Below are 25089 nucleotides of genomic sequence, written 5' to 3' on the forward strand. Positions count from 1 at the left end.
GATTAAATATATTTTGAATTTGATAATGTTTTAGCTGAATGTGATTTCGTATAAACATAGAGTCCTAACAATACCACAACCAATATAACGCTTACAATCCAGAAACTGCTTGTGATGTGCCCTTTAAATGCAGCGTTGTAAAATACGCCGCCGAATGATCCGCCTAAAATCGGGCCGACTACCGGAACCCACGCGTATTTCCAATTTGATGAGCCTTTCCCCGGAATCGGAAGAAAAGCGTGGGCAATCCGCGGGCCTAAGTCACGGGCCGGATTAATCGCATAGCCGGTGGTGCCTCCAAGAGAGATACCGATCGCCACAATGAGGAAACCGACGATTAAAGGATTAAGCCCTTCTGTAAATTGATTTGCCCCAATGGCCAGGATTCCAAGCACAAGGACAAAAGTCCCAATTACTTCACTTAAAACGTTTGCAAATGTATGCGGTATGCTCGGGCCAGTTGAGAAAACACCCAGTTTGGCAGCGGGATCATCCGTTGACTTCCAATGCGGAAGGTAATGCAAATAGATAATCACCGCACCGATGATCGCTCCGATCATTTGCGCCGCAATATAAACGGGAACCTCTTCCCACGGAAAATCTCCAACAAATGCAAGCGCTATCGTTAGCGCCGGATTCAAGTGTGCTCCGCTTATGCCGCCAACTGCATAAGCCGCCATGGCAACACCCAATCCCCACCCAAATACAACAACAATCCAGCCAGACTGGAATGAAAGCGATTTCTTTAAATTGACACCTGCACAAACCCCTGCTCCAAAAATGATCAGCAGCATCGTACCGATGACTTCTCCCCAAAATGCTGTCATAGCACATTCCTCCTAGAGTCACGATTAAGAAGTATGATAGAGAAGAAGAGAAGAAAAAAACCACAACAAACCGCTTTACGGGTGCATAAACATTTACCGTAAAGAGCTGCTGTGGTCTCCGAGTTCTCCATCACAATGTATTAACCTAGTGCAATTGTATCAGTGGATGAAAGCGGTGTCAATCACTTTCTGTCAAAAAGTTTTCATATTTCTTCCATAATTTGGTATTAGATGTAGTGACAGCAACAGCTCCCGCTTTCAAGGCCTGTTCTACATCCTCTTCCGTACGGATGAAACCGCCAGCAAAGATAGGAATCCCTGTTTTCTCTTTTATTTCTCGAATGAGTGACGGGACGATGCCGGGCAGCACTTCAATGAAGTCAGGCTTATGCTTGCCGACAAACTCCATGCTTTTCTCCATCGCACTTGTATCGAGCAGAAACAGGCGCTGGATCGCATAAATTTTCTTCTGCTTCGCTTTGGCAATCACGTTCGATCTTGTTGAAATAATCCCAGCGGGCTTGATGTCCTGGCAAATAAACTCAGCTCCGTATTCATCGTGCTTGATCCCTTGGATGAGATCGACGTGCACCATCATGTTCTTTCCGTGCTTTTGCGCCTCTCTGATCACACCCTTCAGCTGGCCGAGATGAATATCAAGAATAACGCCGTAGGAAAATGAACTGTTCAAAAACTCATCAAATTGCTTCATATTTCGAATAGCCGGTAAAATAGGCTGATTGTGAAAACTCATCGTGTGCTCCTTTAACAAATCACTTTTATATTAAATCGTCTGAAAGCTATCTTTCACCGTTTTCACGATAAAGGAAAGGTCCTCTTCTGTCAGGCAAAATGGCGGCGCAAGCTGGATGACGTTGTTGTAGCCGGCGACTGTATCGCCGTTTTTGCCGATGATCAGCCCTTTTTCTTTGCACGCCGAAACCACTTGGTTTACTTTGTCGGCATCAGCCGGCTCTTTTGTCAATTTATCTTTGACGAGCTCGATTCCGATCAGCAGCCCTTTTCCTCTAACATCTCCGACTGCCGGGTGTTCTCTTAAGGCCTGAAGCTCACCTAAAAGCTTTGCTCCAAGGTCGCGGGATCGCTGAATCAGCTGTTCGTCCTCCATAATTTGCAGGTTTTTCAACGCCAATGCACAGGCAGCTGGGCTTCCGCCGAATGTGTTCACGTGGCGAAAACGGTCATAAGGCGCTTCACCCTGATACGCTTCGAAAATATCCCGTTTCACAGCAGTCGCTGACAACGGCAGATACGCACTCGTGATTCCCTTTGCCATCGTAATAATATCCGGCTTCACGCCGTAATGCATAAATCCGAACGGCTCGCCTGTCCGTCCAAACCCGCAGATGACTTCATCGCAAATCAAAAGAGCTCCGTGGCGGCGGCAAATGTCCTCCACCTTCTTCATATATCCGTCCGGCGGCATTAAGATGCCTCCGCCTGTAATGATAGGCTCCATGATGACCCCGGCAATTGTTTCGCTTAATTCCCATGTCATGATGCGGTCAATTTCATTTGCGCTTTCAAGCGTATCAGCATCCTCAGGATTCCGGTATACATCTGGCGGGGCTGCATGCAGAAATCCCTGGCTTAAAGGCTCATATTTATATTTCCGCTGCGCCTGTCCGGTTGCTGAGAGCGCTCCCAATGTGTTGCCGTGATATGCCCGATATCTTGAGATGAATTTATAACGGCTATGGTCACCGTTTTGCAGATGGTACTGGCGGGCAATCTTAAAAGCAGTTTCGTTAGCTTCCGATCCGCTGTTGGAAAAAAAGATCACATAATCGCCGCCAAGCCATTCATTCAGCTTTTCTGCCAGCTGAATTGCCGGTGCGTGGCTTTGCGTTAACGGGTAATAAGGCAGCTCCTTTAATTGCTCATAGGCAGCCTCTGCAAGCTCCTTCCTGCCGTAACCAATATTAACACACCATAAACCGGACATCGCATCCAAATAGCGGCGTCCGTCTATGTCAGTCACCCAGGCCCCTTCAGCCTTTTGGGCAATCAGGCTGTCCGCTTGATGCGCTCCCTTCATGGCATGCCACACAAATTGCTCATCTTTTTGCTTTAATCCCTGATTTTGCTGAATGTTTTCCATCCCCATCATCTCCATTTCTTTAGCGTTCACTAAAGCGCCAATTCAATTAAAACAGACCTTCTCTTATGTGATGTCTAGGTGATGATTTCCCTGCCTTCAATATAAAGCCAGACGGGGTTGGAGTCAATAAACCGCGGAAATAATAAAACTTCCTCTTTCTCAAGAAGAAAGAGGATGCAGCATCCAAAGCAGAACAGGCAAGGTGACAATACTCAGCATCGTGCTGATAAAGGTAGCGCTCGAAACGACTTCCGGCCTTGTATTAAACTGGACAGCCATTAAAGTCGTATTGGCAGCAGTCGGCATAGCGGCGACGAGAATCATGATTTGTTTTGTCATGTCATCCACAGGCAATATCAATGTAAAGCCTAGTGCAATCACCGGCGATACCATCAGCTTCAAAAGCAATGAATAAGAAATTTTTCTGTATTCAATATTCTTGAAAGAAATCAGTGCAAGCTGCATGCCCAGAATGATCATAATCGTAGGAATTGCCGCATTTCCGACCAGCTCAATTCCCGTCATTAACTCTTTTGGGATTGAAATATGCATAAGCTGAAGTATTGCGCCTAAAAGTGCCCCGTACGCAACAGGCATACGGATAACCCGGGTCATGACCGTTTTAAATCCGCCTTCCTCCGAACCTCCTTTTGCTGCATAATACATGCCGATCGTACTCATGATTAACTGCTGTAGCACCATTAACACAACGGCCGTGTCCAGACCGGCTGTCCCAAACACCAGCAGGACAACAGGCGTTCCGTAATTGCCGTTATTCATAAAAGCAGATGACAGAATCATGGCACAGCGATCTTGATTCGGGTACTTATGAAAAAAAGATAAAAAGTAGACAAATAGAACAAGAACCAAGCAAAGCCCCAGCACAAATATAGAAAGATAGACATAATCCATCGTCAGCTTGTTCGTATAAAACGTATCAAACGCCAGAAAAGGAGACATTAAGTATAAGGACATTTTGGACAGTGTTTGAATATCAAAGCCGAGTGTTTTCTGTCCGATATAACCAATTGCGAAAATTCCGAAAACAGGAACTAAAACAAGCAGAAACTCCATAAGGCACCTTCTTTTCTGATATACAATTTACTTTTATTTTAAAGAAAGCGCGTAAGCGTTTCAATTCCGCTTTTAATAAAAAACCCGCCAATAGGCGGGTTTTGGGATTATTTTTTATACTGAATATGATAGATATCACGCCGTCTGTCTTTTAGCTGGCGCACTGTACCGTTTTGGCGCTGTCTTCTGAGAATTTCCAGGTCAACATCGCCGATGACGACCATTTCGATATTCGGATTTGTTTCACCGACAATGCCGTCTCTGGCGAATTCAAAATCAGATGGTGCAAAGATGCCTGACTGAGCGTATTGAATATCCATATTTTCCGTTTGCGGAAGGTTTCCAACCGTTCCGGAGATGACCGTATAAATTTGATTTTCAACCGCTCTTGCCTGCGAACAGTATCTGACACGCAAATAGCCTTGGCGGTCTTCTGTACAAAATGGCGTAAAAATGATTTTTGCGCCTTTATCCGCCGCAATCCGGGCGAGCTCAGGAAACTCAATATCGTAACAGATTTGAATCGCGATTTTTCCGCAGTCCGTATCAAACACGCGAACCTGGTCTCCGGCGCTGATTCCCCACCATTTGCGTTCATTCGGCGTAATATGGAGTTTATATTGCTTCTCGATCGTTCCGTCCCGTCTGAACAGATAAGCGATATTATAGATCTTGCCTTCCTCTTCGACGAAATGAGACCCGCCGATAATGTTGACGTTGTACTTCACGGCCAAATCAGTAAAAAGGCTGATGTAATCTTCTGTATACTCGGTAATTCTTTGTACCGCCAAGCTCGGTGACCGTTCCTCAAGAAAAGACATCAGCTGGGTTGTGAAAATTTCCGGGAACACCGCAAAATCAGATCTCGCGTCGGAAGCGACATCGACATAGTATTCTACTTGATTCGCAAATTCCTCAAAGGAATAAATTTTCTTCATTTCGTATTGGATCACACAAATTCTCACAGGGAACGCTGATTTATAATAGCGTTTTGTCTGCTGCGGAAGATAATCGACATTGTTCCATTCCATCAGCGTCGCATACTTGATCGAAGCTGTATCATCCGGGAGATAATTCGGGTTAATCCGCATAAGGGTAAAGCCGTTCATCAGCTGGAAAGAAAGCACCGGATCGTAAATTTGGTGGCGTGTCACCTGTTCAACATACTCTCTCGCTGTCATTTCATCTGCATATTTGTGATAGTTCGGAATCCGTCCGCCTATGATGATGCTTTTTAGATTTAAGCGTCTGGCTAAGTCCTTTCTAGCCTCGTACAAACGGTGGCCGATTTTCATTCGTCTGTATTTCGGATGCACCATGACCTCAATTCCGTACATGTTCAAACCGTCGGGATTATGGTTGGTGATATAGCCGTCATCTGTAATGTCCTGCCATGTATGGCGATCATCATATTCATCAAAATTAATCAGGAGACTTGAGCACGAACCGATAATTTCACCTTCGAATTCTGCACAAAACTGCCCTTCAGGAAAATGTTCCAGATGGCTGATTAAATGCTCCCGCTTCCAAGGCTCCATTCCCGGAAAGCAATCCTTTTGAAGATCGATAATCTTGTCAATGTCTTTCTCTTCGATATTGCGAATGACCATTTTCTTTTCAAAACGGGTCAAATCTAATTTCTCAGACAAACTACTCGCTCCTTTCTAGTGTTGTGTGTTCAGATGATCAAGCAATAGGGCGAGCTCCATCTCCGCCATTGATTCAAGCCTGTGATCATAATCTTCAAACATCAAGGTGCTTGTTACTTTATTCGGGACGATAACACACTTCATCCCCGCTCTTTTCGCAGCAATCGAACCGTTGACAGAATCCTCAAACGCCAGACATTCAGATGGCGATACGCCAAGATTCTTTGCCGCCAATAAATATAGTTCAGGATTCGGCTTTACCTCTTCCACATCATCCGCCGTTTGAATGACCTCAAAATCATCAAACAGGCCGATTTGCTTCAAATGGCCCGATACCCATTTATAATCAGAGCTGGAGGCAAGGCCTACTTTTAAGCCTAAATCCTTTGCCGCATTCAGATACGCCTCGACACCCGGTCTTGCTTTTTCTGTTTCCATGCGTTTCGCAAACCATTCTCTTCGCAATGTTGTCAGCTCTTCATGGTTCAGCTTTTTGCCGATCTGCTCTTCTAAATATTCAAAGGGCCGAAATCCCGCGGCTGTTCCGATCACCTTTCCCCAGACGGATAGCGGCAGGACAGAGCCGTGTTCCTCAAATATTCCCTGAAGGACTTCATATTCATGTGTTTCTGTATCTAGAATAAGTCCGTCAAAATCAAAAATTAACGCTTTAATCACTGCGTACAACTCCTTTAGTCCGAATTGAGACATATGTATAACTATACCCCTAAACGTGTCTGCTTTCAAAAAGGAAGAGGTTATGTGAAGAAAGAGCCTGCACATCGCAAGCTCTTTCTTATTAATGAATGTTTTGATGAGAAATGTTTGTCAGTGCTTCTCCAGCAGACTCGTTCGACATCTGATTGACTGCCAGGTCTCCAAGCGCAACGATCCCGACTAGATTGTTTTGATCTACAATAGGAAGGCGGCGGATTTGGTGCTGGGCCATCAGCTGCGACGCGTCTTCCAGACTCATATTAGGATTTCCTGATACGAGGTCTGTTGACATCACTTCTGAAACGGGTGTCTGGCCATCTCGGCCCTGAGCTGTAGTTCTTAATGCAATGTCACGGTCAGTCAGCATTCCTTTTAACGCACCTTGCTCTACAACGGGAATCACCCCGACGTTATGCTGTTTCATGAGAGAAGCCGCTTCCTGAATCGTTTGATTCGGTGAAACGGTTGCCACCTGCGTTGTCATTGTATCTTTTACTGAACTCATTGTCAGCACCCCTTTCAATCATTAGTATGTTCAGACACGTGCCGATTAAAAAGGGAGTTAGAGGAAAGGTTTTATGATATGATTTCTCTGATGCAAAAAAGAGCTTTTCTGAAAATGGAAAAGCTCTTGCTGCAAGATTATATCAGCCTTCTGTGACCGAAAAAGGCTTTGTTTGTTTTCGTTTGAAAGTCAGAAAAAGCAAACGGAAAATAAATCCCGAAATCATTCAGCATCTTGCTGTTTTTCTCAAAAATCGCCTGATCACTCACATCAAAGTGCGGCGAAGGCTTTGTCAGGATAATATGTATCATTTGCAGACAAGCCATAATTTGAAACGCTTCTTTTAATGTTCCTTGGTAATAATGGTTATTTAAAGACAGAACGCCTTTCTTTTTAAAGCGCTGAATATCCAGTTCGGAGAAATAAAGAGGAAATACATCATGGAATAGCTCCATTGACAGCTCCTTGATAAAGCTCTCCTGTTCTGCAGTTGCTGCGTTCATAATTCTCACGTCAATCACCTTTCTTGCCATCGAATATCCTAAGTCTTAATCAAGAATAGCACAGAAAAAAACACGAAAGCTAAGGTAAGTGTTTCCTATGAGAAACAGCGGCCTTCCGCTTCGAAAAGGAGCCATTTGACATGAAACAAAAAGGCAGAGGGCTTGAGCTCCTCATCAATGACAAACAAGATGGCCAATGGATGTTTTCTGTACTGAAAACATCGCTCAAAGCCTCTAAACCCGTGATTCAAGACTGGGTGTCGCATCACCAGATAAAGGTCAATCATGAATCAGTCACAAACAACGTCATCGTTAAAAAAGGTGACCGCGTGTTCATTGATCTTCAGGAAAGTGAAGAATCCTCCGTCATTCCGGAGTATGGAGAGCTTGATATTTTATTTGAAGACAATCACATGCTTATCGTCAATAAACCTGCTGGCATAGCGACACATCCCAATGAGGAGGGCCAAACCGGAACACTGGCTAATTTGATCGCATACCATTATCAGGTGAATGGCGAAGCATGCAAGGTGCGCCATGTTCATCGCCTTGATCAGGATACATCCGGTGCAGTCGTTTTTGCCAAGCATCGTTTGGCACATGCCATCTTAGATCAGCAGTTAGAGAAAAAGACGCTGAAGCGTACGTATACCGCCATCGCTGAAGGAAAGCTAAAGACGAAAAAAGGGACAATTGATTCACCCATCGGCAGAGACCGATCACACCCGACAAGACGCCGGGTTTCACCAGGCGGGCAAGCAGCTGTCACTCATTTCAAGTTGATTGCCAGCAATGCGAAAGAGCGGCTGTCACTCATTGAATTAGAGCTGGAAACAGGCAGAACACATCAAATTCGTGTTCATATGGCGAGCATCGGCCATCCGCTGACAGGAGACTTGCTTTACGGAGGCGGGAGCAAACTGCTAAACAGGCAGGCGCTGCACGCCAAAAAGGTACAAGCGGTTCATCCGATAACCGGCGAGCTAATTGTTGCCGAAGCGCCTTTCCCAGTTGATATAGAAAGCCTTTGCCACACATATTTTTCATGAAGAAAAGCCGCAGGAATAGCCTGCGGCTTTTTAAGTGACTCGTTTTCCGTATATAATATAGCGCTTCGGGGCATTGCCGATGTATGAAAACGGATAGCAGGTCGTTAGAATGAGTTCTTCCTTTTCATGCTGGAGTGTAATAATGGATTTGTCATCCTTATCGACAATTTTTGTTTTTACAATTTCATATGTGAAATCTCCATATGACAGGAGAATACGAAGCCGGTCCCCTTTTTCCAGCTCTCCCGTCCGGCGAAACACGGTATCCCGATGTCCCGACAGCACAATTTGCCCGTTTTCATCAGGATAATAGCTGTCCTTATAATGCCCGACACCTTTTTCTAAATCATCTGCATCGGTGCCCTCCACGATCGGAAGCTCTGCGCTGATTTTCGGTATTTCCAAAATGCCGCTCGCTTGGCCGGTCTCAGGCTTAAATGATGCTTTATTCTTTGCTTGATCTGCACTTTTTTTCGTGTCCGAAGCTTCCTGGGGCTTTTCAGCCGCCAGTTTTGCTTCTTTTAATGTCTGTTCGGTCTTCATATTCGTGTCGATTAATTTAAGGCCCCCATAGCCTGCGATCACTAGACCGGCCGCAATGATGACAAGTGGAATAACTTTTTTCACGTTCTGGAGGCACTCCTTTTTCTTCTGACATATAGATAAGTTCCGGACAGTGTCACCGCCGCACCGATCACCATAATGTTATAGTAGCCCGCTGATGTATCCGGAAGCTGATGATCAGACCCGCTTTCCGCAGTCTCATTTTGTAAAGGCAATGTGCTGATCTTGTCGGCAGTGTCAGCATTTTTTTCATCGCTCGGTAATTCACCTAATCTCAAAATGTTTGAAGGCGTCAGTTGATGAACCGGCACAGTACCCGGAGTCTCTTTTATATCAGTCTGATCTTCTACAGGCTCTGGATCCTCTTTAATCGGCTGCTCTGTCCCCGGGCCGTCTCCCGGTTCTTCCGTAACTGGGTCTTCTGTTACAGGGTCTTCAATGTCACTGGCTTCAGCAAGCTTAATTCTGCCCTCTTTTGTATATGCAATAGGCTTATCAAAACTCTTCACGTACTCGACTGTCGCTTCCAAATCCTCAGGCCCTGTCACTGGATTTTTCCCAAGCAATCCGATTGGCTGATATTTGGTTCCTGTCGCCGTCGCCATAAAATTGTTGACGGTCAGTGTGTATGTGGCATCGGGCTGAATCTCGGTGCCATCTGCCATTTTCAGCTCGACAGCTTTTCCGGATTCTTTATCCCACGTATACGTAAACCCGCTTATGCTGTAGTCAGGCCCAAAAACCGGCGAGATTTGCGCATTGATAATCTCTCTTAAATCTTTACCTTTAATCTCAAGCTTCGTTAACACATTTCCGAACGGCTGGATATTGTAAAGATCTCCCCACGTAATGGGACCCTTCTTCAGCGCTTCCCGTATTCCGCCGCCATTCATAAGGGCAAAATCCGTTTTCATGGACGCTCTCATGCCATCCGCAATCAGGTTTCCAAGAGGGGTATCGCCGTCATTCGAATACCCGCCTTCCATATCAACAGCCGCTTCACCGACAACCTCGCTGATAATCGGTTCAGCAAGTGTTTGGTATTTCTTTAAAATGGCTGACGCGCTGGCATCCGGTTCTATTTTGCTTTGATCGACATATTCGATTTCTGCCGACTTTTTGACAATGTCTTTTGTTGTTTTATCGATCTCTACATCAACAACACCTATCGCTTTTCCATATTCAAACGCCTGAACAATCAGTTTCCCGTTCACTTCACCGTTAACAACCTTATGATTATGTGCTGCAAAAATTACGTCGATTTCAGAATCTGTTTTGTTTGCAAGATCAGCAGATTCCCCGGTAATGGATGTGCCATTTTGCTCGGCTGACATATGCGCGAGAACTGCGATGGCCTTTACGCCTTTTTTCTTCAGCTCTTCGGCCGCCTCATTTACCGCTGTCACTTCATCTGTAAACTCGATGTTTTTGATTCCGTCAGGCATGACCATGCCCGCTGCCGACTGTGTGACAACCCCGATAAAAGCAACGGGGATGCCCTCCACATTTATGATGTCATATGCCGGTAAAAAGGGCTCTCCGGTAGATTTCATTTTACAATTGGCGCATACAAGGGGAAAGTTCTGTCCATCATATCCGCTTGTGCCTTTCGGATGATCTCCGCCATTTAAGATCCTTAGCAGTTCATCTGTACCTTCATCGAACTCGTGATTACCGACAGTTCCAACATCAAATCCGATGTCCTCCATCAGTTCTACAGTCGGTTCATCTTGAAGAAGAGATGAAACTGGAGAACTTCCTCCGATCATATCTCCTGCATGCACAATCATCGTGTTTTTCTTTTCGGCCTTTTTTTCCTTCAAATATGCGGCGGCATAGTCCATGCGTCCAAATGTGCCGTCTGCAGTTCCGTCTCCATCAAGATCAAGCTCATATTGCTGATCGATCTTGCCATGCAAATCATTCATGCTTAGAATTCTTAGCGGCACATTTTCTTTGGGTGCCGTTTGCCTCTTTTGATATCCCGCGTTTTCCGCTTCACTTGCTGAGGCGAAGAAAATTCTGTTTTCCACAGCTATCTGCTTCCAGTCAGCCGGCTGCACATACGTTTTATTTGACGAATCTCCCACATATCTTGTCAGGCCTTTCCCCTGCTCTCTGGCCCTAAACTCAAACGGCATTTCCATGAGCGGATCTGCTTCATTCCAAATGCCTTTTTGCTCTTTTTTCGCAGCGGCTGCGGCAGCCTGAAACTGCTGATAATCCTCTTCATTGTCAACCGGCCAAATAAAATACGTCGGAGCATAGCCATTTTTCACAAGCTCTAAGTTCACGTTTGAACCCGATTCGGTTATGACCTGCCCGAGAAGTCTGCCATAGCTGTCTTTGGCTTCACTTCCGACCTTGACAGTAATCTTATCTCCTGGGGACAGAACCGTTTTTAGATAGTCAGATGCTTTTTTGCCAAATCTTAATTGATTTTCGTCTGCTTCATTTTTTGGTGTGTGATACGTTTCAGGTGTATCTACATTTACGAACCGGATTTTTGTCGTTCCAAGTACCGGAGATTTGAGATGAATGGTATCACCGTCAACAACGCGATCAACAATACCTTCATATTCACCCTCCGAAGACGGAGGTGCGGGCTGTTCTTCAAGCAGCTTCAGGTCAGATGATTTTCGCGGAAGCAGCTGAAAGGATTGGTATCTGCTTAATATACCGGTAAATTCATACCATTTGCCCTCATTAAGTCCGTCTATTATCCCTGTTTCATTCATAACCCGGAGCATCATAGCTTGGTGATCTTCATCAATCACCGTTACATTGTAACCGCCTCCGGCAGGTGAATTTGGAATTGAGGAAACATATGCTTTTAGTGCCACAAGACGGCCTTCAAGCTGATCACCGAGACTGCTGTTAACCAGTTCATTGATTGTTGAATGTTTAGGAACGGGGAGAGATTGATTTGACTGGTTGATTTTGATGCCTGATGAGTTAGGAACAATTTCTGTAAGCCCTTGGTATGTCGCTATTTTCCCTGTCACCGTGATGTCCATGCCTTCTTTTAATTCAGGAAATTGTTCAGGGGCAGACGAATAAATGTTAATGCCTCCGGTTTCATCCTGCATAAAGGTCGACAGCTTCCCGCCTCCGACCGCGCTTTGATCAGCAGTGACGATCCCTTTTATCGTTACTTCTTCATTCAGCCGTCCCCGCGCTTCATTTATCGACACTGGCTGTTCAGCCGGCGGAGTTTTCGTGTCATCAGTTAAGTCCATCGACTGGACGTTCTTAAGCCCTGTTGTGCTAAAGTAATCTTCAAGCTGTCCTTGAACCGTTATCTTTTTTCCAAGAAGAAGCGGATTGGTTTGCAGCCCAAATTGGCTTCTGAAGGCGGAGGGGATTTGCACAGGAAGGATGTGATCGGGCGATGTCTCATTTTCGCTGTCTGCCAGCGCAACATTATAATTATTTGAAAAAGGGCTTGCCAGCTTATAATGCTGCGGGGAAACAGCCTGGCCGACAGCGTATCCTTCGACAAGAGCCTGTCCTTCTTTTTGTTGTATCGCTTGATCAACCGATATCGGCTGTTGCTGCTCAGCTGCCTTTACTGCTTCGCAAGTGTACATCACATTCAAGAACACCAATGTCGTGATTAACACAATATGCAGAATACGCCTCATCATTTTTCCTCCCTTAATATACACAATATGACAACGACTTTGTCTGCTTATCATTTCGACAGCCAGCATTTAATTCCTTTCAGGCTTCTGCATAAAACGCGGCAGACTGACACAAAATACAGCTGATCTGAAAAAAAGGAGGAATTGGGTTTGGATCAGTTAAATCAGCAGCAATCCCAAATGAATAAAGGTATCCCTGGCAAGCCGCATAAAAACCACGGCGGACATGAAATGTTTGATATGCACGAGGTGCTTTCCGGAACCCTTACTGTGCTTGATCAGTTTATGATGCTGAGACAATTTTGTAAGGATCAGGAATTATTAAACATCCTTGATCGTCAATATCAATTCATTACGTCTCAATATAACTTAACTGCAGAATGCTTTAAAACAGGAAACGAACCTTCACAAAAAACAGCAACTTATATGATGAAGGAAGACAATCAGACTGTTTACGGCATGCAGCCGTCACAGCCTAAAAAACCGGTTCAATCCATGAATGATATTGATGACAGCATCATCAGCCGACAAATGCTTTGCGCGATTAAAGCACAGGCTTCTATGCTGACAATGGCTTCACTGGAAATGACAAACCCAGCCGTAAGACGCGTACTGTCAGCGCAAATTCAGGAGTATGTTGAAATGGCTTTTGAAATTTTCCTATACCAAAACAAACACGGCTATTACCAAGTTCCTCAGCTTGATGCGCAGGATATGGAACAAATGAGAAATTCATTTGCTCCTGCACAAGGACAAATGCCTCCAACGCAAGGCGGAATGGGCCAGCAAGGACTTCATTAATAACAAAGGCATTGGATAGCTACTATCCAATGCCGCACTGTTTTCTTCAAATGTTTTCTTAAATTCTTTTTCAAATTGATCAAGACTTTCCTTTGTTGCCGATTTAAATCCTTTCTTAAAGTCCCCTTTTTTTGCCGTTTCCTTTATCATTTCTGAAATAATGTCTTTCCCGTATTTGTCCGTCAGCTCATTGATCATATAAAAGCTTTGCAAATAGACATCAGTTTCATATTCAGCTCGGGCTTCCTGCCAATCTTGATCTGTCTGCAAACGGTCAAAGGGCACAACAGAAAACGAGATCGGATCTATGAGCAATTCATAGTTCGCGATCCACTCGCTTAACCCTTCATGAAACCATAACGGAAACTTATCGGGGTCAGCCTCAAGCTCCTTCAATTTCTGGTGAAACGCATGGTGCGTGTATTCATGAATCAACAATCTCTGGTACAAATAAACCGCTACCTCGTCACCTTCTAAAAGCTTCTTTTTCTCTTCAGGCAACAATCCGATCAGCTGCTCCTGCTCAGAATAAAAACCGACTACATCCATTAAACCGGAGTAAGCCTCCATCTGTTTTTCATTATGAAAAAAAATAATATCAATAGGCTTTTGATTCGAATATCCAATCATAATCTGATTAATACTGACCGCATATTCAAGCGTTTCTTTCGTCAATGGCAGTAAGGACTTTTCCTTAGAAGTGTAATAAATATCGGCCTGTTTGAATGACTCTTTCTTCATGTGCTTCGTCACTTGTTCTTTTGTTATACCAGATGCCTGCCCTGGCAAAGACAGTATATACATCGTGCTTGATACGATGGCTGAACTTACAGCCAGCATCACAAGGACTCCGCACAGGAATAGAGCGGATGCCGCACGCTTTCCTATGCCATCCCGCAAACGTCTCCCTCCCTGAGCCGGTCCGTCTTGTACCTTTTATTTTTACTCTATGCAGCCTGAGTTCGCGGTGTGTCATTAACGCAAAGAAAAAGCCGCACAAATTATGCGGCTTTTTTCATTTATTCAGCTTGCGGGAATATACGCTGTACAGTTTCACTGAATTCATCAAAGAATCCTGCAATTGGATCGCCATTTTGTATCCGCTCGCCATAGCCCTGCATTCGGTCTACAAAGTCCGGATTTGCAGAAACATAAACATTATCCATGTTTTTATCAGTGTCTCTCACTTTATCTGAAATCTTCTTTTTGAGGTCTTTTCCAACTTCTTTATTTCCATTTGTTAATACAACTGCAACATATGCTTGATTTCCGGCAACAATTACATTTGCATGTTTTACTTCTTTCATATCAGTGATTTTATCGGCAGCGTCGTCAGCAACATCTAATTTACGGTTGTTATTACCGTTATTATTGTTGTTATCGTTATTGTTGACATTGTCAGTTACATTATTATCGACATTGTCACGATTATTATTGACATCGTTAATATTTCTTGTGCCATTATCGTTCACCGGATTGCGATAGTTAACATTTTCTGGTTCTAAATTATCACGTCTGCCCTCACCCTGGTTGGCCATTCCGCAGCCAGTCATAAGCAAAGGGATAAGAAGCATAGACGCAAGGACTTGTTTTTTTCCAAGCATGTGAATTCCTCCTTTATCACTTTACTTATAGGTTTTTCTAATTGGCTTTAAATATGCATGTAAATCTGAAGGAAATGCTTTCCCGGGAAATAAAACGGTTAATTTGTCTAATGAGGGGGAAAATATGAATACACTAAGAAGGAGGGATCATGTTGTTCAACCAGCGAAAAGGAATCAGCCCCGCAACATTGATTATAGGGTCAACTATGCTTATTGCTGCTTTATCACCTCAGATTCGCCAAAGAGTCGGCGGATTTATTACAGGTCAAATGAACAGACAGAATTCTGAAAATAAGATGTTTGATGCTTCTAATGTAGGTAATATGGTCAAACAAGTTTTTGGCGGCGGCAATAACCAGGAACGTTCGCAAAATCAAAGCCAGCAGCAAAATGGCCGTCAGCATCAGAATGCCGGACAGCAGCAAACACAGCACCAGCATACCCAGACTCAAACTAGGCAAGCTGAGACAGCAACGAAAAAAAGACAGCCGCATTATGCCGAACCCATTCATTTTGAACAAAGCGCAATGAATGTGATGGACGACAACACCATGATGGGAATACTTGAGGACTTAGAACCCGGCCGTTAAAAAAACGTGTAATCTCAGGCGGATTGCATAATGGTTCAAGTAGTTAATTTTATTGGCTTTTCAGGAGTTTTTTGCATTTTTCCGCCTGTTTTGAATTGGTGAGCATTAAAAAATCCTTCTTTCGTTCAATGAAGAACGCTTGAAGGATTTTTTTAATGCGCCACTCTATCCGAAGCAATCTTTATCAATTCATTGTTAGTTCCCACAAAGTTGAAAAGGACAGAACACTAGTTAACACTGCTACTGCGAATATAACCCGAGTGAGTTTCATTAATAATCTAATTTTATTTCTTGCTTCAACGCTCAACATATAATTTTCACTCGAGCGTTAGAAATCCTGTCAGCAATATAATAACAAACAAGCCGAAGCCCATTTCAATATGTGTTTTTATGTTTCCACTTCTAGTGATTTAGTTCGTCTAAAAGATATCAGGTGAATGAAAAAAGAACCTTTTTAGGCTCTTTAATCATGATTTCCTTGAATCAAATTGGTTAGTATCTATTATGAGAAATCATCCACTCTTTTTCTTACTTTTTTACTTAGCTTAAAACCGAACCTATTTATATACTCTTCATTTTTCGCCATTATTTGATAAGCCTCAATTATCGGCAGGGTGCGAATTAAAATGCAGACACCAATAGCGATCAAAACAACACAAACCGGATAGTAGGCATTGAAACCTGAGACTATATGTTTTCTTTCAAGAAAAAAAGGAATTCCGCCTGCTACAATGGAACAAACACCAGCGACCATGATAGCAGCATACCTTTTTTTCATATCATTATATCTCGCTGTCAGCTCTTTATGATGATTTTGGTCAAAAATCAGAGCCTCTTTCTTGAGCACCTTGTATTTATCTTCTACCGAGATCAATCCTGTCACAATAGCCCCAATGCCGAGTACAGCTATGATCATGATAAGGAGTGTATAGATGGCTGGTTCTTGTTTAAAAACCAAATAAGGGATAGTAGATAAAATAAGCAGGCAAAGTCCGAAAGAAACATATTTGGAAACTTTGCGTTCATGCAATAAAAAGCCGCCTGCCATTTCTCTGCTAACATAATATCCTTCTTTATTGTCACGACGCGGCTCAACAGAATCTTTTAACAAATAATCAATTGATACTTCAAAAATGTTTCCAATCATTAAAAGCTTTTCGGTTTCAGGAAACCCTTGCCCATTTTCCCATTTGCTAATCGCCTGCCTTGTCGTGTTTACTTTTTCAGCTAAAGCTTCTTGAGACAGTCCTTTTTCTTTTCGCAACTTAAAAAGTTTTTCACCAAATGTCATAGTTAAGAAACTCCTTTGCTTTGATGACTATATTGTATGAAAACAACGATCCTTGTTCTATCTTCCAGCAAATGCACTTTGTCAACTTACGGTTGCAACGATGTTATACAGTGTGTTTTTGCCTGTTCAGACCATGTCTAGAATAAAGAGGAGTAAATGTTTTCAAAAATAAACATCTAATTCCTGTTCCTTCTTTAGTATAGATAAACAATTCATTCTTTTCCACTTTTTATCCATTCCCCTTAACTTGTTATGTAACAGTCATGAAAGAAGCATTGAGGTATGAAGGGCAACCGTATGCATGAGATGGTTCAAATCCGAAAACTGGATTTTGATTGTTCAGTGGTCTTTTGAGAAAGCTGGAATTACTCTTCCCAGAACAGCACAAGAACAGCATGAGGCAACAAAGAAACAGGTGGAACAGTTGCTTATTTCAGCGTGCAAAAAAATCACAGTAGAATTCTTGAGGACATTATAAAAAGACCACCGTTGATGGTCCTTCAATTTACTAACACACCCATTATTTCAACAAGACGGAAACATTAAATTACCATCTCTGAGATTGTTGAGATGCCATTATACCTTAAAATTTACAGTACCAAAAAATCGCAATTTCATTCGCTGTTGGAAAGTTGGAATAAAGCATAGTATCAACTGCACCTATTACAAAGTGGTTTTTGGCATAAAAATGACAAGCTGAAACATTAATATCTTGTGTTTCAAGCATAAGACCACTAAAGTTATTCTCCTTTGCCCATTCAATGGCTTTATTTAATAATGCTGTTCCAACACCATTTTTTCTATACTCTTTTGCAACAGCAATGTCCTCTATTAGTGCATATCCATTCCAATTAGAACGAATCTTAATCCGACCAATGCAATTGTTTTCAACATAATAAAAAAAAACAACTTTCCCCTCTTCTTCAATATAACTAACATCAATTTCATCATCTTCATATTTCTTGAAATAAGGTTCAGAAAATAGTTCCTCTGTATATTTCCAAACATTGTTTTCAAATGTAGGTATAATTCTACCTGAAACAAGGAAAGGTTCGTTTGGTTTATTGAAATCTTTCATATTAAATTGATTCATTTTAATTATCATATCAATCTCCTTCCAAACGAAAACTTGTATTAAGAACTCTCAACTTCCATTATATGTTATTCGATAAATAAATCAATAACCGCTCTTAAAACAACAAACTTTGTGAAAACAGCACTTAAGACGTCCATCAACCTTTGTTTCCAATAACTTTTAGTAAGTGGAGTAAAAGCAAATCATAAATAAAAGAACCCATGAAACCTTTATATTACAGGGTTCATGGGTTCTTTTATTGAAATGAACTATCAATCCTAGGCGGATTATACGTTGTTACGCTTCTTCTGCTTCAACCACTCTGGATTGATCATTGAATACCCCTGGATCAATTTCCTTCGTGATCTTACTCGTAATGAGACCAGATGTCATGCTCCCGCTGACATTCAGAGCAGTACGCCCCATGTCAATTAACGGTTCGATTGAGATTAGTAAACCGGCGAGCGCCACAGGCATATTTAATGATGATAAAACTAGAAGCGCCGCGAATGTCGCTCCGCCGCCAACTCCGGCAACACCGAAGGAGCTGATGGCAACGACTGCGATAACTGTGATGATGAACACCGGGTCAAACGGATTTTGGCCGATAGTTGGGGCAATCATCATCGCCAGCATCGCAGGGTAAATGCCCGCGCATCCATTTTGACCGATCGAAAGACCGAACGAACCGGCAAAGTTTGCGATTCCTTCCGGCACACCCATGCTTCTCTGTGTTTTAATATTCAGCGGTAAAGCACCCGCGCTTGACCGTGATGTAAATGCAAATACAAGTACAGGCACTGCTTTTTTCAAATAAACAATCGGATTCAAGCCACTGAGCGTCAGCAGCAGCAAATGAATAATAAACATTGTAATTAACGCGGCATACGAAGCAATTACAAACATACCCAGTTTTAGAATGCTGTCAATATCACTCGTCGCGATCGTTTTTGTCATAATGGCCAGCACCCCGTAAGGCGTCAGTCTCAAAATGAGGGTGACAACGCGCATGACAATGGCATAAACGGCATCAACCAGCTTTTTAAATGTTTCTGCCTGTTCCGGCTGTTTACGTTTCACGCCTAGGAACGCCATTCCAAGGAAAGCTGCAAAAATAACGACAGCGATCGTTGAAGTCGGTCTAGCTCCTGTAAAATCTAAAAACGGGTTTCCCGGCAGCAGTTCAACAATCTGCTGCGGCAGCGTTGTCGCTGTCATATCCTCTGATTTCTGCTGAAGCTCCTGTCCACGTGAAAGCTCTGTATCCCCTTGGTCAACCTGAATCGCCTGCAGGTCAAAAGAAAGCGCGGACGCAATGCCGACAGCTGCCGCTACAGCTGTTGTCGCAACTAAAATCCCGATAATCAAACCGCTGATTTTTCCGAGATTTTTTGTCAGCTTCAGCTTTGTAAATGCGCCGAGAATTGAAATAAAGACGAGCGGCATGACAACCATTTGAAGCAATTTGACATATCCGCCCCCGGCGATATTAAACCAGTCAGCTGTTTGAATGACTATATTTGAAGTCGGGCCGTAAATCAGCTGAAGCGCAAATCCGAATACAATCCCCAGCCCCAGCGCAGTAAATACACGTTTAGAGAAGGAAACATGTTTTTTCTGCATCACAAAAAGCCCTAAGATAAGTAAAAATAAAATAAATACATGTAATACGACTAGTAAAGTCTCCAAAGCAGGTAAACTCTCCCTTCGAATTTTCTCATATACTATATTACACTAATTCCGATGGGTCAAGTGCGAATTATTAAAACAATAAAATCCAAGTAAAAAAAACTTATATAATCCCTTATTTGTCCTTTTCTTTCCCTTCCATCTTTAGTACCTTATATTAGGGTGATAATATTTGCTGAAAGAGCTGTTTGTAAACTTGACCATTTTAATCACATTTAATTATCTCTTCACCCACCTGTTTAAAGATAGGCTGGTACATAAAAAAGACAGCATATCCTTCCAAGCTGTTAAAGGACTGGCCTGCGGTTTCCTCGGGGTTATTCTGATGGTTTTTGGATTTACCTATCAGCATTCAATCATTGATTTTAGAAATATCCCTATTATGATCGCTGCTCTTTACGGAGGCTGGGTTTCAACGGCAACGGCCTTGGTTATGATCGGTGCAGGCCGCATGCTGATCACGATGAACACATCTGCACTATACTCGGTTATTATCATTTGTATTGCTGCCATCCCGTCACTCATTGTTTCTAGAAGAAAAAAAGTACAATTAAAACATGCTTTCTACCTTTTAATGATCACAAATAGCATGATCTCATTTTCCTTTTATTTTCTTATAGATTTACATTCATATGAACTTCACTTTTATTTTTGGATCATCTCCATAGCGGGCGGCATGCTCAGTTTATATATTATTGATCATGAAACAAATGCACATCTTCTTTTTAAACAATATAAGTTTCAGGCCCACTTTGACTTTTTAACAGGCATTTATAACCGAAGAAAGTTTGAAGAAATCACACAAACTCTGTATCAACAGGCGGCCAATAACCCGCATTTTCAATTCGCTCTGATTTATATGGATATCGACCATTTTAAAACCATCAATGACCAATATGGCCATCATGAAGGCGATCAAGTGCTGAAAGAGCTGGCTTCACGTCTGAAGCATAGCATCCGAAATACTGATCCTGCCGCACGGATTGGCGGTGAAGAATTTGCCGTGCTCCTGCCGAACTGTACGCTTAATAAAGCAGTCCAAATCGCGGAACGAATCAGGCGCGCTGTCAGTGACGAACCAGTTAGATTAACAAACGGAGAAGAGCTGTCAGTGACGATATCACTGGGGGCCGCTCATTATCCCAATAATACGGAACATCCAGAATCCTTGCCGATTCTTGCCGATCAAATACTCTACAAAGCGAAAGAAACGGGACGGAACAAAGTATGTTTTTCAGAAAAAAAAGAATGAATTCAATGTTCGAATTCATTCTTCCAATCTGAAAGACGTTTTAAAGGCAGAAAAGCCGGAACAAGATCCCCTTGGTATTCCTTTTCTATAAATGCCGCTGTATCATCAGCTTGATAAAGTTCAAGAATGGTTTGCAGTGCTTCCCGATCTTGATCCTCCGCTCTGACAACAATCAAATTCATCTCTTCCTCTGACATTAGTCCGCCGCTCTTTATGGTGTGTTTTTTCGGGTTCAGCCCTGCTTTTTTTGCATCAGATGGTTTCATGACAAATACATCGGCGCCGCTCACTGCATCCTGCTGCCGGACGGTCTTCAATTTCAGGTGCCTCGGATTATCTTTAATCATATCGACTGAACCTGTTCCGTTAAATCCGTTTTTCAACGTTAGCAAGCCCGCCTTCTGAAGCACCGTAAGCGCCCTGCCAAAATCGAACGCTTTATCCGGAACCGAAATAACAGCTCCGCGCGGTATATCTTGGATTCGGCCATATCGTTTTGAATAAATGCCCATAGGCGTTATGTATGTCGTACCGAGCGGTGCCAGCTTATGTTTGTATTTTTGGGTGAACGACTGAAAATATGAAATGGTTTGAAAAGCGTTGGCATCAATTTCTTTGTTCGCAAGCGCGATATCAGACTCCGCATAATCCGAAAAAGGAATCAGTTGAATATCCAGCCCTGCCTCTTCCGCCTTTTCAGCAATATAGTTCCATATTGCCCTGTCAGACTCAGCAATTCCGATTTTGATCGTTTCATGTTCTCCTGACGGTGAGCATGCAGTGAATGAAACGAGCAGAACAAAAACAAAACTGCATATAAGCCACTTTTTCATTGTGACCATACTCCTATCTATGTATTAGAGCATGCAAGCAATATCAAACATAAAAAACATACGCTCTCTTTAGTTGATAAACGTTGTCATTTGTAATATTGGTTAACTTTTACCTTACTCATATACAATAAGGTTGTCAATTCCTATTGCATTCTCTCCAGAAAAGCAGGAATATCTAAGGCAAACGTATGATCACGTATCGAGAAAGCAGGTGAATTTCCGTGAATAAATATCAAATCGAAAAATAAATATGGTATTTTCCGAAAAAAGTTTCATTTAGCAGTTGTTTTTTCTGAAGATTACTGGTAGAGTAAAGGTAATTATTTTTGTTCGAACTATCTTTAAGAAGAAAGTTTTGTAAGAGTTTTCGTCTTGGAAGTTTGTTAAGAGCAAGAATAGTGAATTTAAGCGTTATGATCGCTTTAGGAGGAAATTTCATGTTAGAAGGTAAAGTAAAATGGTTCAACTCTGAAAAAGGTTTCGGATTCATCGAAGTAGAAGGTCAAGACGATGTATTCGTTCATTTCTCTGCTATTCAAGGCGAAGGCTTCAAAACTTTAGAAGAAGGCCAAGCTGTTTCTTTCGAAATCGTTGAAGGTAACCGCGGACCACAAGCTGCTAACGTAACTAAAGAAGCGTAAGCATAAATTGATATGCATAACTGCAGGTGCAAACCTGCAGTTTTTATTTCGATAAAAAAGCTGTTTTGCATATGCAAAACAGCTTTTTTTCATTAGTTCGCAATATCCCGCTTCATGAAGATTCCGAAAGCGAGCAGAAGGAAGACAACAAAGTAAACTGCCAGCATGACAACAGAGAAAGTCATGGTCATCCCTTCCACTAATGGTGTCCCCTCTACATATTGCAGCAAATTAACATTGGCAAATAAAATATACTTCGCCCAGTCAAATTTCGTTGCAATAAATGCAGTGGCTGTAGTACCGGCAACCAACAAAAAGATGGAAAATCCTACTGCAAGAGAGCTGTTTCTGAATACAGCGGACAGCATAAATGCCATCGTTGCGATCATTAAAGCCGCAACAGATTCTGAGAGATACGTTTTTGCCAAATATCCCATCATGTTTTGCTCAAAGACATGGCCGTCCTTGTAGATTAAATGAACATTCGCAACAGTGTCGCCGCCTGTCCCGAAGAAGATCAGGCCCAATAAAGTAGAACCCATAAATAAAATAAACAGCAATAAGAACCCAAACAGGAGAACTGTAATATACTTGGAGAGCAAAATCTGAAAACGGCTGAGCGGCCGGATCATTAACAGCTTAATGGTACCCCAATTAAATTCGTTCGCGACAATTCCAGCTGCGATAATAATGGTAAACAGTCCGGTAAGGATTGTAAAACCAGCTGAATCCGTTACATAAGACCATACAGTATAGCCAGTGTCATCAGGGATGTTATGTTCAATACGGTAGTTGTTGAGTGTGATTGTTTCTTCATAGCCATCTTTCAGTGAAGGATCTTCTTTCATTTCTTTCTTCAATGCGGCATTTTCCGCTTGAAGCGCTTGTTTCCATTTCGGATTTGCGTCATCGGGTGAAAAATGGTTTGTTAAGAATGCCCATCCAATCATGGTTAACGCTAAAATTCCGATCATCACCCATGTTCCGGCACGGCTGAAAATTTTGATCCACTCATTATAAATCAAATTAAGCATGTTGAACCTCCTCTTTTGCTTCACCTGTCATTTCTAAGAAACGGTCCTCTAACGATTTTGTCACTACTTTAACTTCATAAATGCGGACTTGCTGCATCACCAGCAATTCAATAGCCCCAGGGACTTCGTCTTTAGCCAGTTTGACTTCTACACCATTTGTCTTCTTCACCAAATTGTACTCCTTCAGAACAGAAGCGGCTTCATTCGGCTGCTCAACTTGAAAGAAATATGTATCGTTCTCATCAGTGATTTCATCTCTCACATTTTGAATATCGATAAGCTTTCCTTTTTGCAGAATCGCAATTCGGTCACACATCAGTTCCATTTCTGACAGCAGGTGGCTTGAGACGATGACAGCCATTCCTTTTTTTCGCGTCAGTTTCTTTAAATGATCTCTGATTTCCCTGATCCCCGCCGGATCAAGGCCATTTGTCGGTTCATCCAAAATCAGCACTTTCGGGTCATGAAGAAGACATTGGGCCAAGCCAAGACGCTGTCTCATCCCAAGAGAATACGTTTTCACCTTGTCATGGATTCTGTCTGTTAAACCGACCAGCTCAACGACTTCATCAATTTTTTCCTTCGTGACACCCTTGACCATCCTTGCGTATTGCTGCAGATTTTTATATCCGCTTAAGAATTTATAAAGCTCTGGGTTCTCTACGATCGCTCCAATATGCTTAATCGCCTTAGCATAATCCTTCGTAATGGATTGGCCGCAAATGAGCACATCACCTTTTGACAGCTTCATTAACCCCACCATCATCCGGATCGTTGTCGTTTTCCCTGCTCCGTTCGGCCCCAAAAAACCGAATACTTCGCCTTCACGAATCGAAAAACTCAGATGATCAATGATCGTTCGGCCTCTGATGTTTTTCGTCACATTTTTTAATTCCAATACTGTCGTCATCATGTTCCTCCTCTTTCTAGCAAACTTCCATTTTTGATTTAAACCATTGCAAAACAGACATGCCTTCCTGCTCACGAATATCTTCCACATCACGCTGCTCAACTTTTTCTCCATTTGCGAGTATGATTACTTCGTCAAGCAAGGTTTCAATTTCATCAATCTCATGCGTCGCGATCACGACAATTTGCTGTTCAAAATCAATGTATGACACCAAGCTGTTTACGATGGAGTCCCTGACCATCGGATCAAGCCCGGAAAAAGGTTCATCCAGCAAGATGACGGATGCCCGTCTTGCTAAAGCAAGAACGATTTTCAGCCTTCCCCGATTTCCTTTTGATAGCTTTTTGATCTTTTTTTTCGGATCAAGCTGCATTTCATTCAACAGTTTATAAGCTTGTTCTATTTGAAAATCAGGAAATTGTGACTGGTAAAAGTTCACCATATCTTTAACAGTAAAATGCGGGTAAAACATATCAAGCTCAGTGAGATAAGCCGTTTGACGGACCATATCTCTCGTAACCGGCTTTTCATCCGCTTTAACCAATCCTGAAGTCGGAAACAGAAGGCCGGCCATCATTTTTAAGGTTGTTGATTTGCCGCTGCCGTTCGGTCCGATCAGACCATAAATCCGTCCGGATGATAAGGTGATCGACACATCATTGACGGCGGTTTGGCGGCCGTATTTTTTTGATACATGTTCTAAAGTGATTTCCAT

At 42.6% G+C, this 25089-nt stretch carries 24 protein-coding genes and 1 pseudogene; 6 read left to right on the forward strand and 19 right to left on the reverse strand.

Annotation, left to right across the window (positions count from 1 at the left end; translation table 11 throughout):
• Positions 1-2: 2 nt before the first annotated feature.
• The 8 genes from glpF to BSI_RS08040 all read right to left on the reverse strand — a co-directional run bounded on the left by glpF (position 3) and on the right by BSI_RS08040 (position 7427).
• Positions 3-827: a glycerol uptake facilitator protein GlpF gene (gene glpF / locus BSI_RS08075; RefSeq protein WP_003239586.1), complete on the reverse strand. Its 825-nt coding sequence runs from the start codon at positions 825-827 to the stop codon at positions 3-5.
• 178 nt (positions 828-1005) lie between these two features.
• Complete coding sequence (gene glpP, locus BSI_RS08070; RefSeq protein WP_003239587.1) at positions 1006-1581, reverse strand: glycerol uptake operon antiterminator GlpP; 576 nt, start codon at positions 1579-1581, stop codon at positions 1006-1008.
• A gap of 30 nt (positions 1582-1611) precedes the next feature.
• Positions 1612-2964, reverse strand: coding sequence for an aspartate aminotransferase family protein (locus BSI_RS08065; RefSeq protein ID WP_080030859.1), 1353 nt, complete (start codon positions 2962-2964; stop codon positions 1612-1614).
• Between the two features lie 144 nt (positions 2965-3108).
• Positions 3109-4023, reverse strand: coding sequence for an AEC family transporter (locus tag BSI_RS08060; protein ID WP_003239589.1), 915 nt, complete (start codon positions 4021-4023; stop codon positions 3109-3111).
• A gap of 107 nt (positions 4024-4130) precedes the next feature.
• Entirely contained in the window at positions 4131-5672 is a 1542-nt protein-coding gene (locus BSI_RS08055; protein WP_003239590.1) for a bifunctional GNAT family N-acetyltransferase/carbon-nitrogen hydrolase family protein, read from the reverse strand.
• Positions 5673-5687: 15 nt separating this feature from the next.
• Positions 5688-6350, reverse strand: a complete 663-nt coding sequence (locus tag BSI_RS08050; protein ID WP_003239591.1) for an HAD family hydrolase — start codon at positions 6348-6350, stop codon at positions 5688-5690.
• A 121-nt stretch (positions 6351-6471) separates the two neighbouring features.
• On the reverse strand, positions 6472-6894 hold the full coding sequence (locus BSI_RS08045; RefSeq protein WP_003239592.1) for a CBS domain-containing protein: 423 nt from the start codon (positions 6892-6894) through the stop codon (positions 6472-6474).
• A 137-nt stretch (positions 6895-7031) separates the two neighbouring features.
• Positions 7032-7427 (reverse strand): YhcU family protein, encoded by a 396-nt coding sequence (locus tag BSI_RS08040; RefSeq protein ID WP_003239593.1) that lies wholly within the window; start codon positions 7425-7427, stop codon positions 7032-7034.
• Between the two features lie 110 nt (positions 7428-7537).
• On the opposite strand from BSI_RS08040, the gene BSI_RS08035 reads away from it, so the two are divergent.
• Entirely contained in the window at positions 7538-8446 is a 909-nt protein-coding gene (locus BSI_RS08035) for an RluA family pseudouridine synthase (RefSeq protein ID WP_003239594.1), read from the forward strand.
• A gap of 30 nt (positions 8447-8476) precedes the next feature.
• On the opposite strand, the gene srtD is transcribed toward BSI_RS08035, so the two are convergent.
• On the reverse strand, positions 8477-9073 hold the full coding sequence (srtD, locus tag BSI_RS08030; RefSeq protein WP_003239595.1) for a class D sortase, LPxTATN-specific: 597 nt from the start codon (positions 9071-9073) through the stop codon (positions 8477-8479).
• Complete coding sequence (yhcR, locus tag BSI_RS08025) at positions 9070-12654, reverse strand: sortase-dependent nonspecific endonuclease YhcR (RefSeq protein ID WP_003239597.1); 3585 nt, start codon at positions 12652-12654, stop codon at positions 9070-9072. Before yhcR ends, srtD begins: the two co-directional genes overlap by 4 nt.
• A gap of 150 nt (positions 12655-12804) precedes the next feature.
• Between yhcR and BSI_RS0121305 the strand changes: the two genes are divergently transcribed.
• Positions 12805-13455 (forward strand): spore coat protein, encoded by a 651-nt coding sequence (locus BSI_RS0121305; protein WP_019257883.1) that lies wholly within the window; start codon positions 12805-12807, stop codon positions 13453-13455.
• On the opposite strand, the gene BSI_RS08020 is transcribed toward BSI_RS0121305, so the two are convergent.
• Complete coding sequence (locus tag BSI_RS08020) at positions 13387-14355, reverse strand: gluzincin family metallopeptidase (protein ID WP_003239598.1); 969 nt, start codon at positions 14353-14355, stop codon at positions 13387-13389. The two genes, BSI_RS0121305 and BSI_RS08020, sit on opposite strands and share 69 nt — an antisense overlap.
• 119 nt (positions 14356-14474) lie before the next feature.
• A complete protein-coding gene (locus BSI_RS08015; protein ID WP_003239599.1) occupies positions 14475-15059 on the reverse strand; it encodes a YhcN/YlaJ family sporulation lipoprotein in 585 nt (194 codons plus the stop codon).
• A 149-nt stretch (positions 15060-15208) separates the two neighbouring features.
• On the opposite strand from BSI_RS08015, the gene BSI_RS08010 reads away from it, so the two are divergent.
• Positions 15209-15649 (forward strand): hypothetical protein, encoded by a 441-nt coding sequence (locus tag BSI_RS08010; RefSeq protein WP_003239600.1) that lies wholly within the window; start codon positions 15209-15211, stop codon positions 15647-15649.
• Positions 15650-16151: 502 nt separating this feature from the next.
• On the opposite strand, the gene BSI_RS08005 is transcribed toward BSI_RS08010, so the two are convergent.
• The gene (locus BSI_RS08005; protein WP_003239602.1) at positions 16152-16940 is read right to left on the reverse strand and encodes a helix-turn-helix domain-containing protein; all 789 of its coding nucleotides are present in this window, start codon (positions 16938-16940) and stop codon (positions 16152-16154) included.
• A 251-nt stretch (positions 16941-17191) separates the two neighbouring features.
• Here BSI_RS08005 and BSI_RS22165 point away from each other — a divergent pair.
• Positions 17192-17364: pseudogene (locus BSI_RS22165) on the forward strand (endopeptidase); the annotation flags it as partial.
• A 159-nt stretch (positions 17365-17523) separates the two neighbouring features.
• On the opposite strand, the gene satA reads toward BSI_RS22165, so the two are convergent.
• A complete protein-coding gene (gene satA / locus BSI_RS08000; RefSeq protein ID WP_003239605.1) occupies positions 17524-18045 on the reverse strand; it encodes a streptothricin N-acetyltransferase SatA in 522 nt (173 codons plus the stop codon).
• A gap of 267 nt (positions 18046-18312) precedes the next feature.
• On the reverse strand, positions 18313-19704 hold the full coding sequence (gene tcyP, locus BSI_RS07995; protein ID WP_003239606.1) for an L-cystine transporter TcyP: 1392 nt from the start codon (positions 19702-19704) through the stop codon (positions 18313-18315).
• Between the two features lie 172 nt (positions 19705-19876).
• Here tcyP and dgcK point away from each other — a divergent pair, with 172 nt between their 5' ends.
• On the forward strand, positions 19877-20956 hold the full coding sequence (gene dgcK / locus BSI_RS07990; protein WP_003239608.1) for a diguanylate cyclase DgcK: 1080 nt from the start codon (positions 19877-19879) through the stop codon (positions 20954-20956).
• Positions 20957-20958: 2 nt separating this feature from the next.
• Here the strand turns inward: dgcK and BSI_RS07985 are convergent, their stop codons facing one another.
• On the reverse strand, positions 20959-21789 hold the full coding sequence (locus BSI_RS07985; RefSeq protein ID WP_003239609.1) for a MetQ/NlpA family ABC transporter substrate-binding protein: 831 nt from the start codon (positions 21787-21789) through the stop codon (positions 20959-20961).
• Between the two features lie 437 nt (positions 21790-22226).
• On the opposite strand from BSI_RS07985, the gene cspB reads away from it, so the two are divergent.
• Positions 22227-22430, forward strand: coding sequence for a cold shock-like protein CspB (cspB, locus tag BSI_RS07980; RefSeq protein WP_003224086.1), 204 nt, complete (start codon positions 22227-22229; stop codon positions 22428-22430).
• A gap of 92 nt (positions 22431-22522) precedes the next feature.
• Here cspB and BSI_RS07975 read toward each other — a convergent pair whose 3' ends face one another.
• Genes BSI_RS07975 through BSI_RS07965 form a run of 3 tightly spaced genes read right to left on the reverse strand, consistent with a single transcriptional unit; the run spans position 22523 to position 25089 of the window.
• Positions 22523-23464 carry an ABC transporter permease gene (locus tag BSI_RS07975; protein ID WP_003239611.1) on the reverse strand — a complete coding sequence of 314 codons (942 nt, stop codon included), beginning with the start codon at positions 23462-23464 and terminating at the stop codon, positions 22523-22525.
• Positions 23457-24374 (reverse strand): ABC transporter ATP-binding protein, encoded by a 918-nt coding sequence (locus tag BSI_RS07970; protein ID WP_003239612.1) that lies wholly within the window; start codon positions 24372-24374, stop codon positions 23457-23459. Before BSI_RS07970 ends, BSI_RS07975 begins: the two co-directional genes overlap by 8 nt.
• A 16-nt stretch (positions 24375-24390) precedes the next feature.
• On the reverse strand, positions 24391-25089 hold the full coding sequence (locus BSI_RS07965) for an ABC transporter ATP-binding protein (RefSeq protein ID WP_003239613.1): 699 nt from the start codon (positions 25087-25089) through the stop codon (positions 24391-24393).

This window comes from Bacillus inaquosorum KCTC 13429 (genome assembly GCF_000332645.1).
Lineage (GTDB): Bacteria > Bacillota > Bacilli > Bacillales > Bacillaceae > Bacillus > Bacillus inaquosorum.

Excerpts from the sequence above, each read along its gene's own strand:
- BSI_RS07970 (WP_003239612.1), bottom strand. The coding sequence starts at position 24,374 with ATGACGACAGTATTGGAATTAAAAAATGTGACGAAAAACATCAGAGGC.
- cspB (WP_003224086.1), top strand. The coding sequence starts at position 22,227 with ATGTTAGAAGGTAAAGTAAAATGGTTCAACTCTGAAAAAGGTTTCGGA.
- yhcR (WP_003239597.1), bottom strand. The coding sequence starts at position 12,654 with ATGAGGCGTATTCTGCATATTGTGTTAATCACGACATTGGTGTTCTTG.
- glpP (WP_003239587.1), bottom strand. The coding sequence starts at position 1,581 with ATGAGTTTTCACAATCAGCCTATTTTACCGGCTATTCGAAATATGAAG.
- BSI_RS08005 (WP_003239602.1), bottom strand. The coding sequence starts at position 16,940 with ATGACATTTGGTGAAAAACTTTTTAAGTTGCGAAAAGAAAAAGGACTG.
- BSI_RS08060 (WP_003239589.1), bottom strand. The coding sequence starts at position 4,023 with ATGGAGTTTCTGCTTGTTTTAGTTCCTGTTTTCGGAATTTTCGCAATT.
- BSI_RS08015 (WP_003239599.1), bottom strand. The coding sequence starts at position 15,059 with ATGCTTGGAAAAAAACAAGTCCTTGCGTCTATGCTTCTTATCCCTTTG.
- glpF (WP_003239586.1), bottom strand. The coding sequence starts at position 827 with ATGACAGCATTTTGGGGAGAAGTCATCGGTACGATGCTGCTGATCATT.
- satA (WP_003239605.1), bottom strand. The coding sequence starts at position 18,045 with ATGATAATTAAAATGAATCAATTTAATATGAAAGATTTCAATAAACCA.
- BSI_RS08035 (WP_003239594.1), top strand. The coding sequence starts at position 7,538 with ATGAAACAAAAAGGCAGAGGGCTTGAGCTCCTCATCAATGACAAACAA.
- BSI_RS08010 (WP_003239600.1), top strand. The coding sequence starts at position 15,209 with ATGTTGTTCAACCAGCGAAAAGGAATCAGCCCCGCAACATTGATTATA.
- BSI_RS08045 (WP_003239592.1), bottom strand. The coding sequence starts at position 6,894 with ATGAGTTCAGTAAAAGATACAATGACAACGCAGGTGGCAACCGTTTCA.
- BSI_RS07975 (WP_003239611.1), bottom strand. The coding sequence starts at position 23,464 with ATGCTTAATTTGATTTATAATGAGTGGATCAAAATTTTCAGCCGTGCC.
- BSI_RS08040 (WP_003239593.1), bottom strand. The coding sequence starts at position 7,427 with ATGGCAAGAAAGGTGATTGACGTGAGAATTATGAACGCAGCAACTGCA.
- BSI_RS08065 (WP_080030859.1), bottom strand. The coding sequence starts at position 2,964 with ATGGAGATGATGGGGATGGAAAACATTCAGCAAAATCAGGGATTAAAG.
- BSI_RS07965 (WP_003239613.1), bottom strand. The coding sequence starts at position 25,089 with ATGGAAATCACTTTAGAACATGTATCAAAAAAATACGGCCGCCAAACC.
- BSI_RS07985 (WP_003239609.1), bottom strand. The coding sequence starts at position 21,789 with ATGAAAAAGTGGCTTATATGCAGTTTTGTTTTTGTTCTGCTCGTTTCA.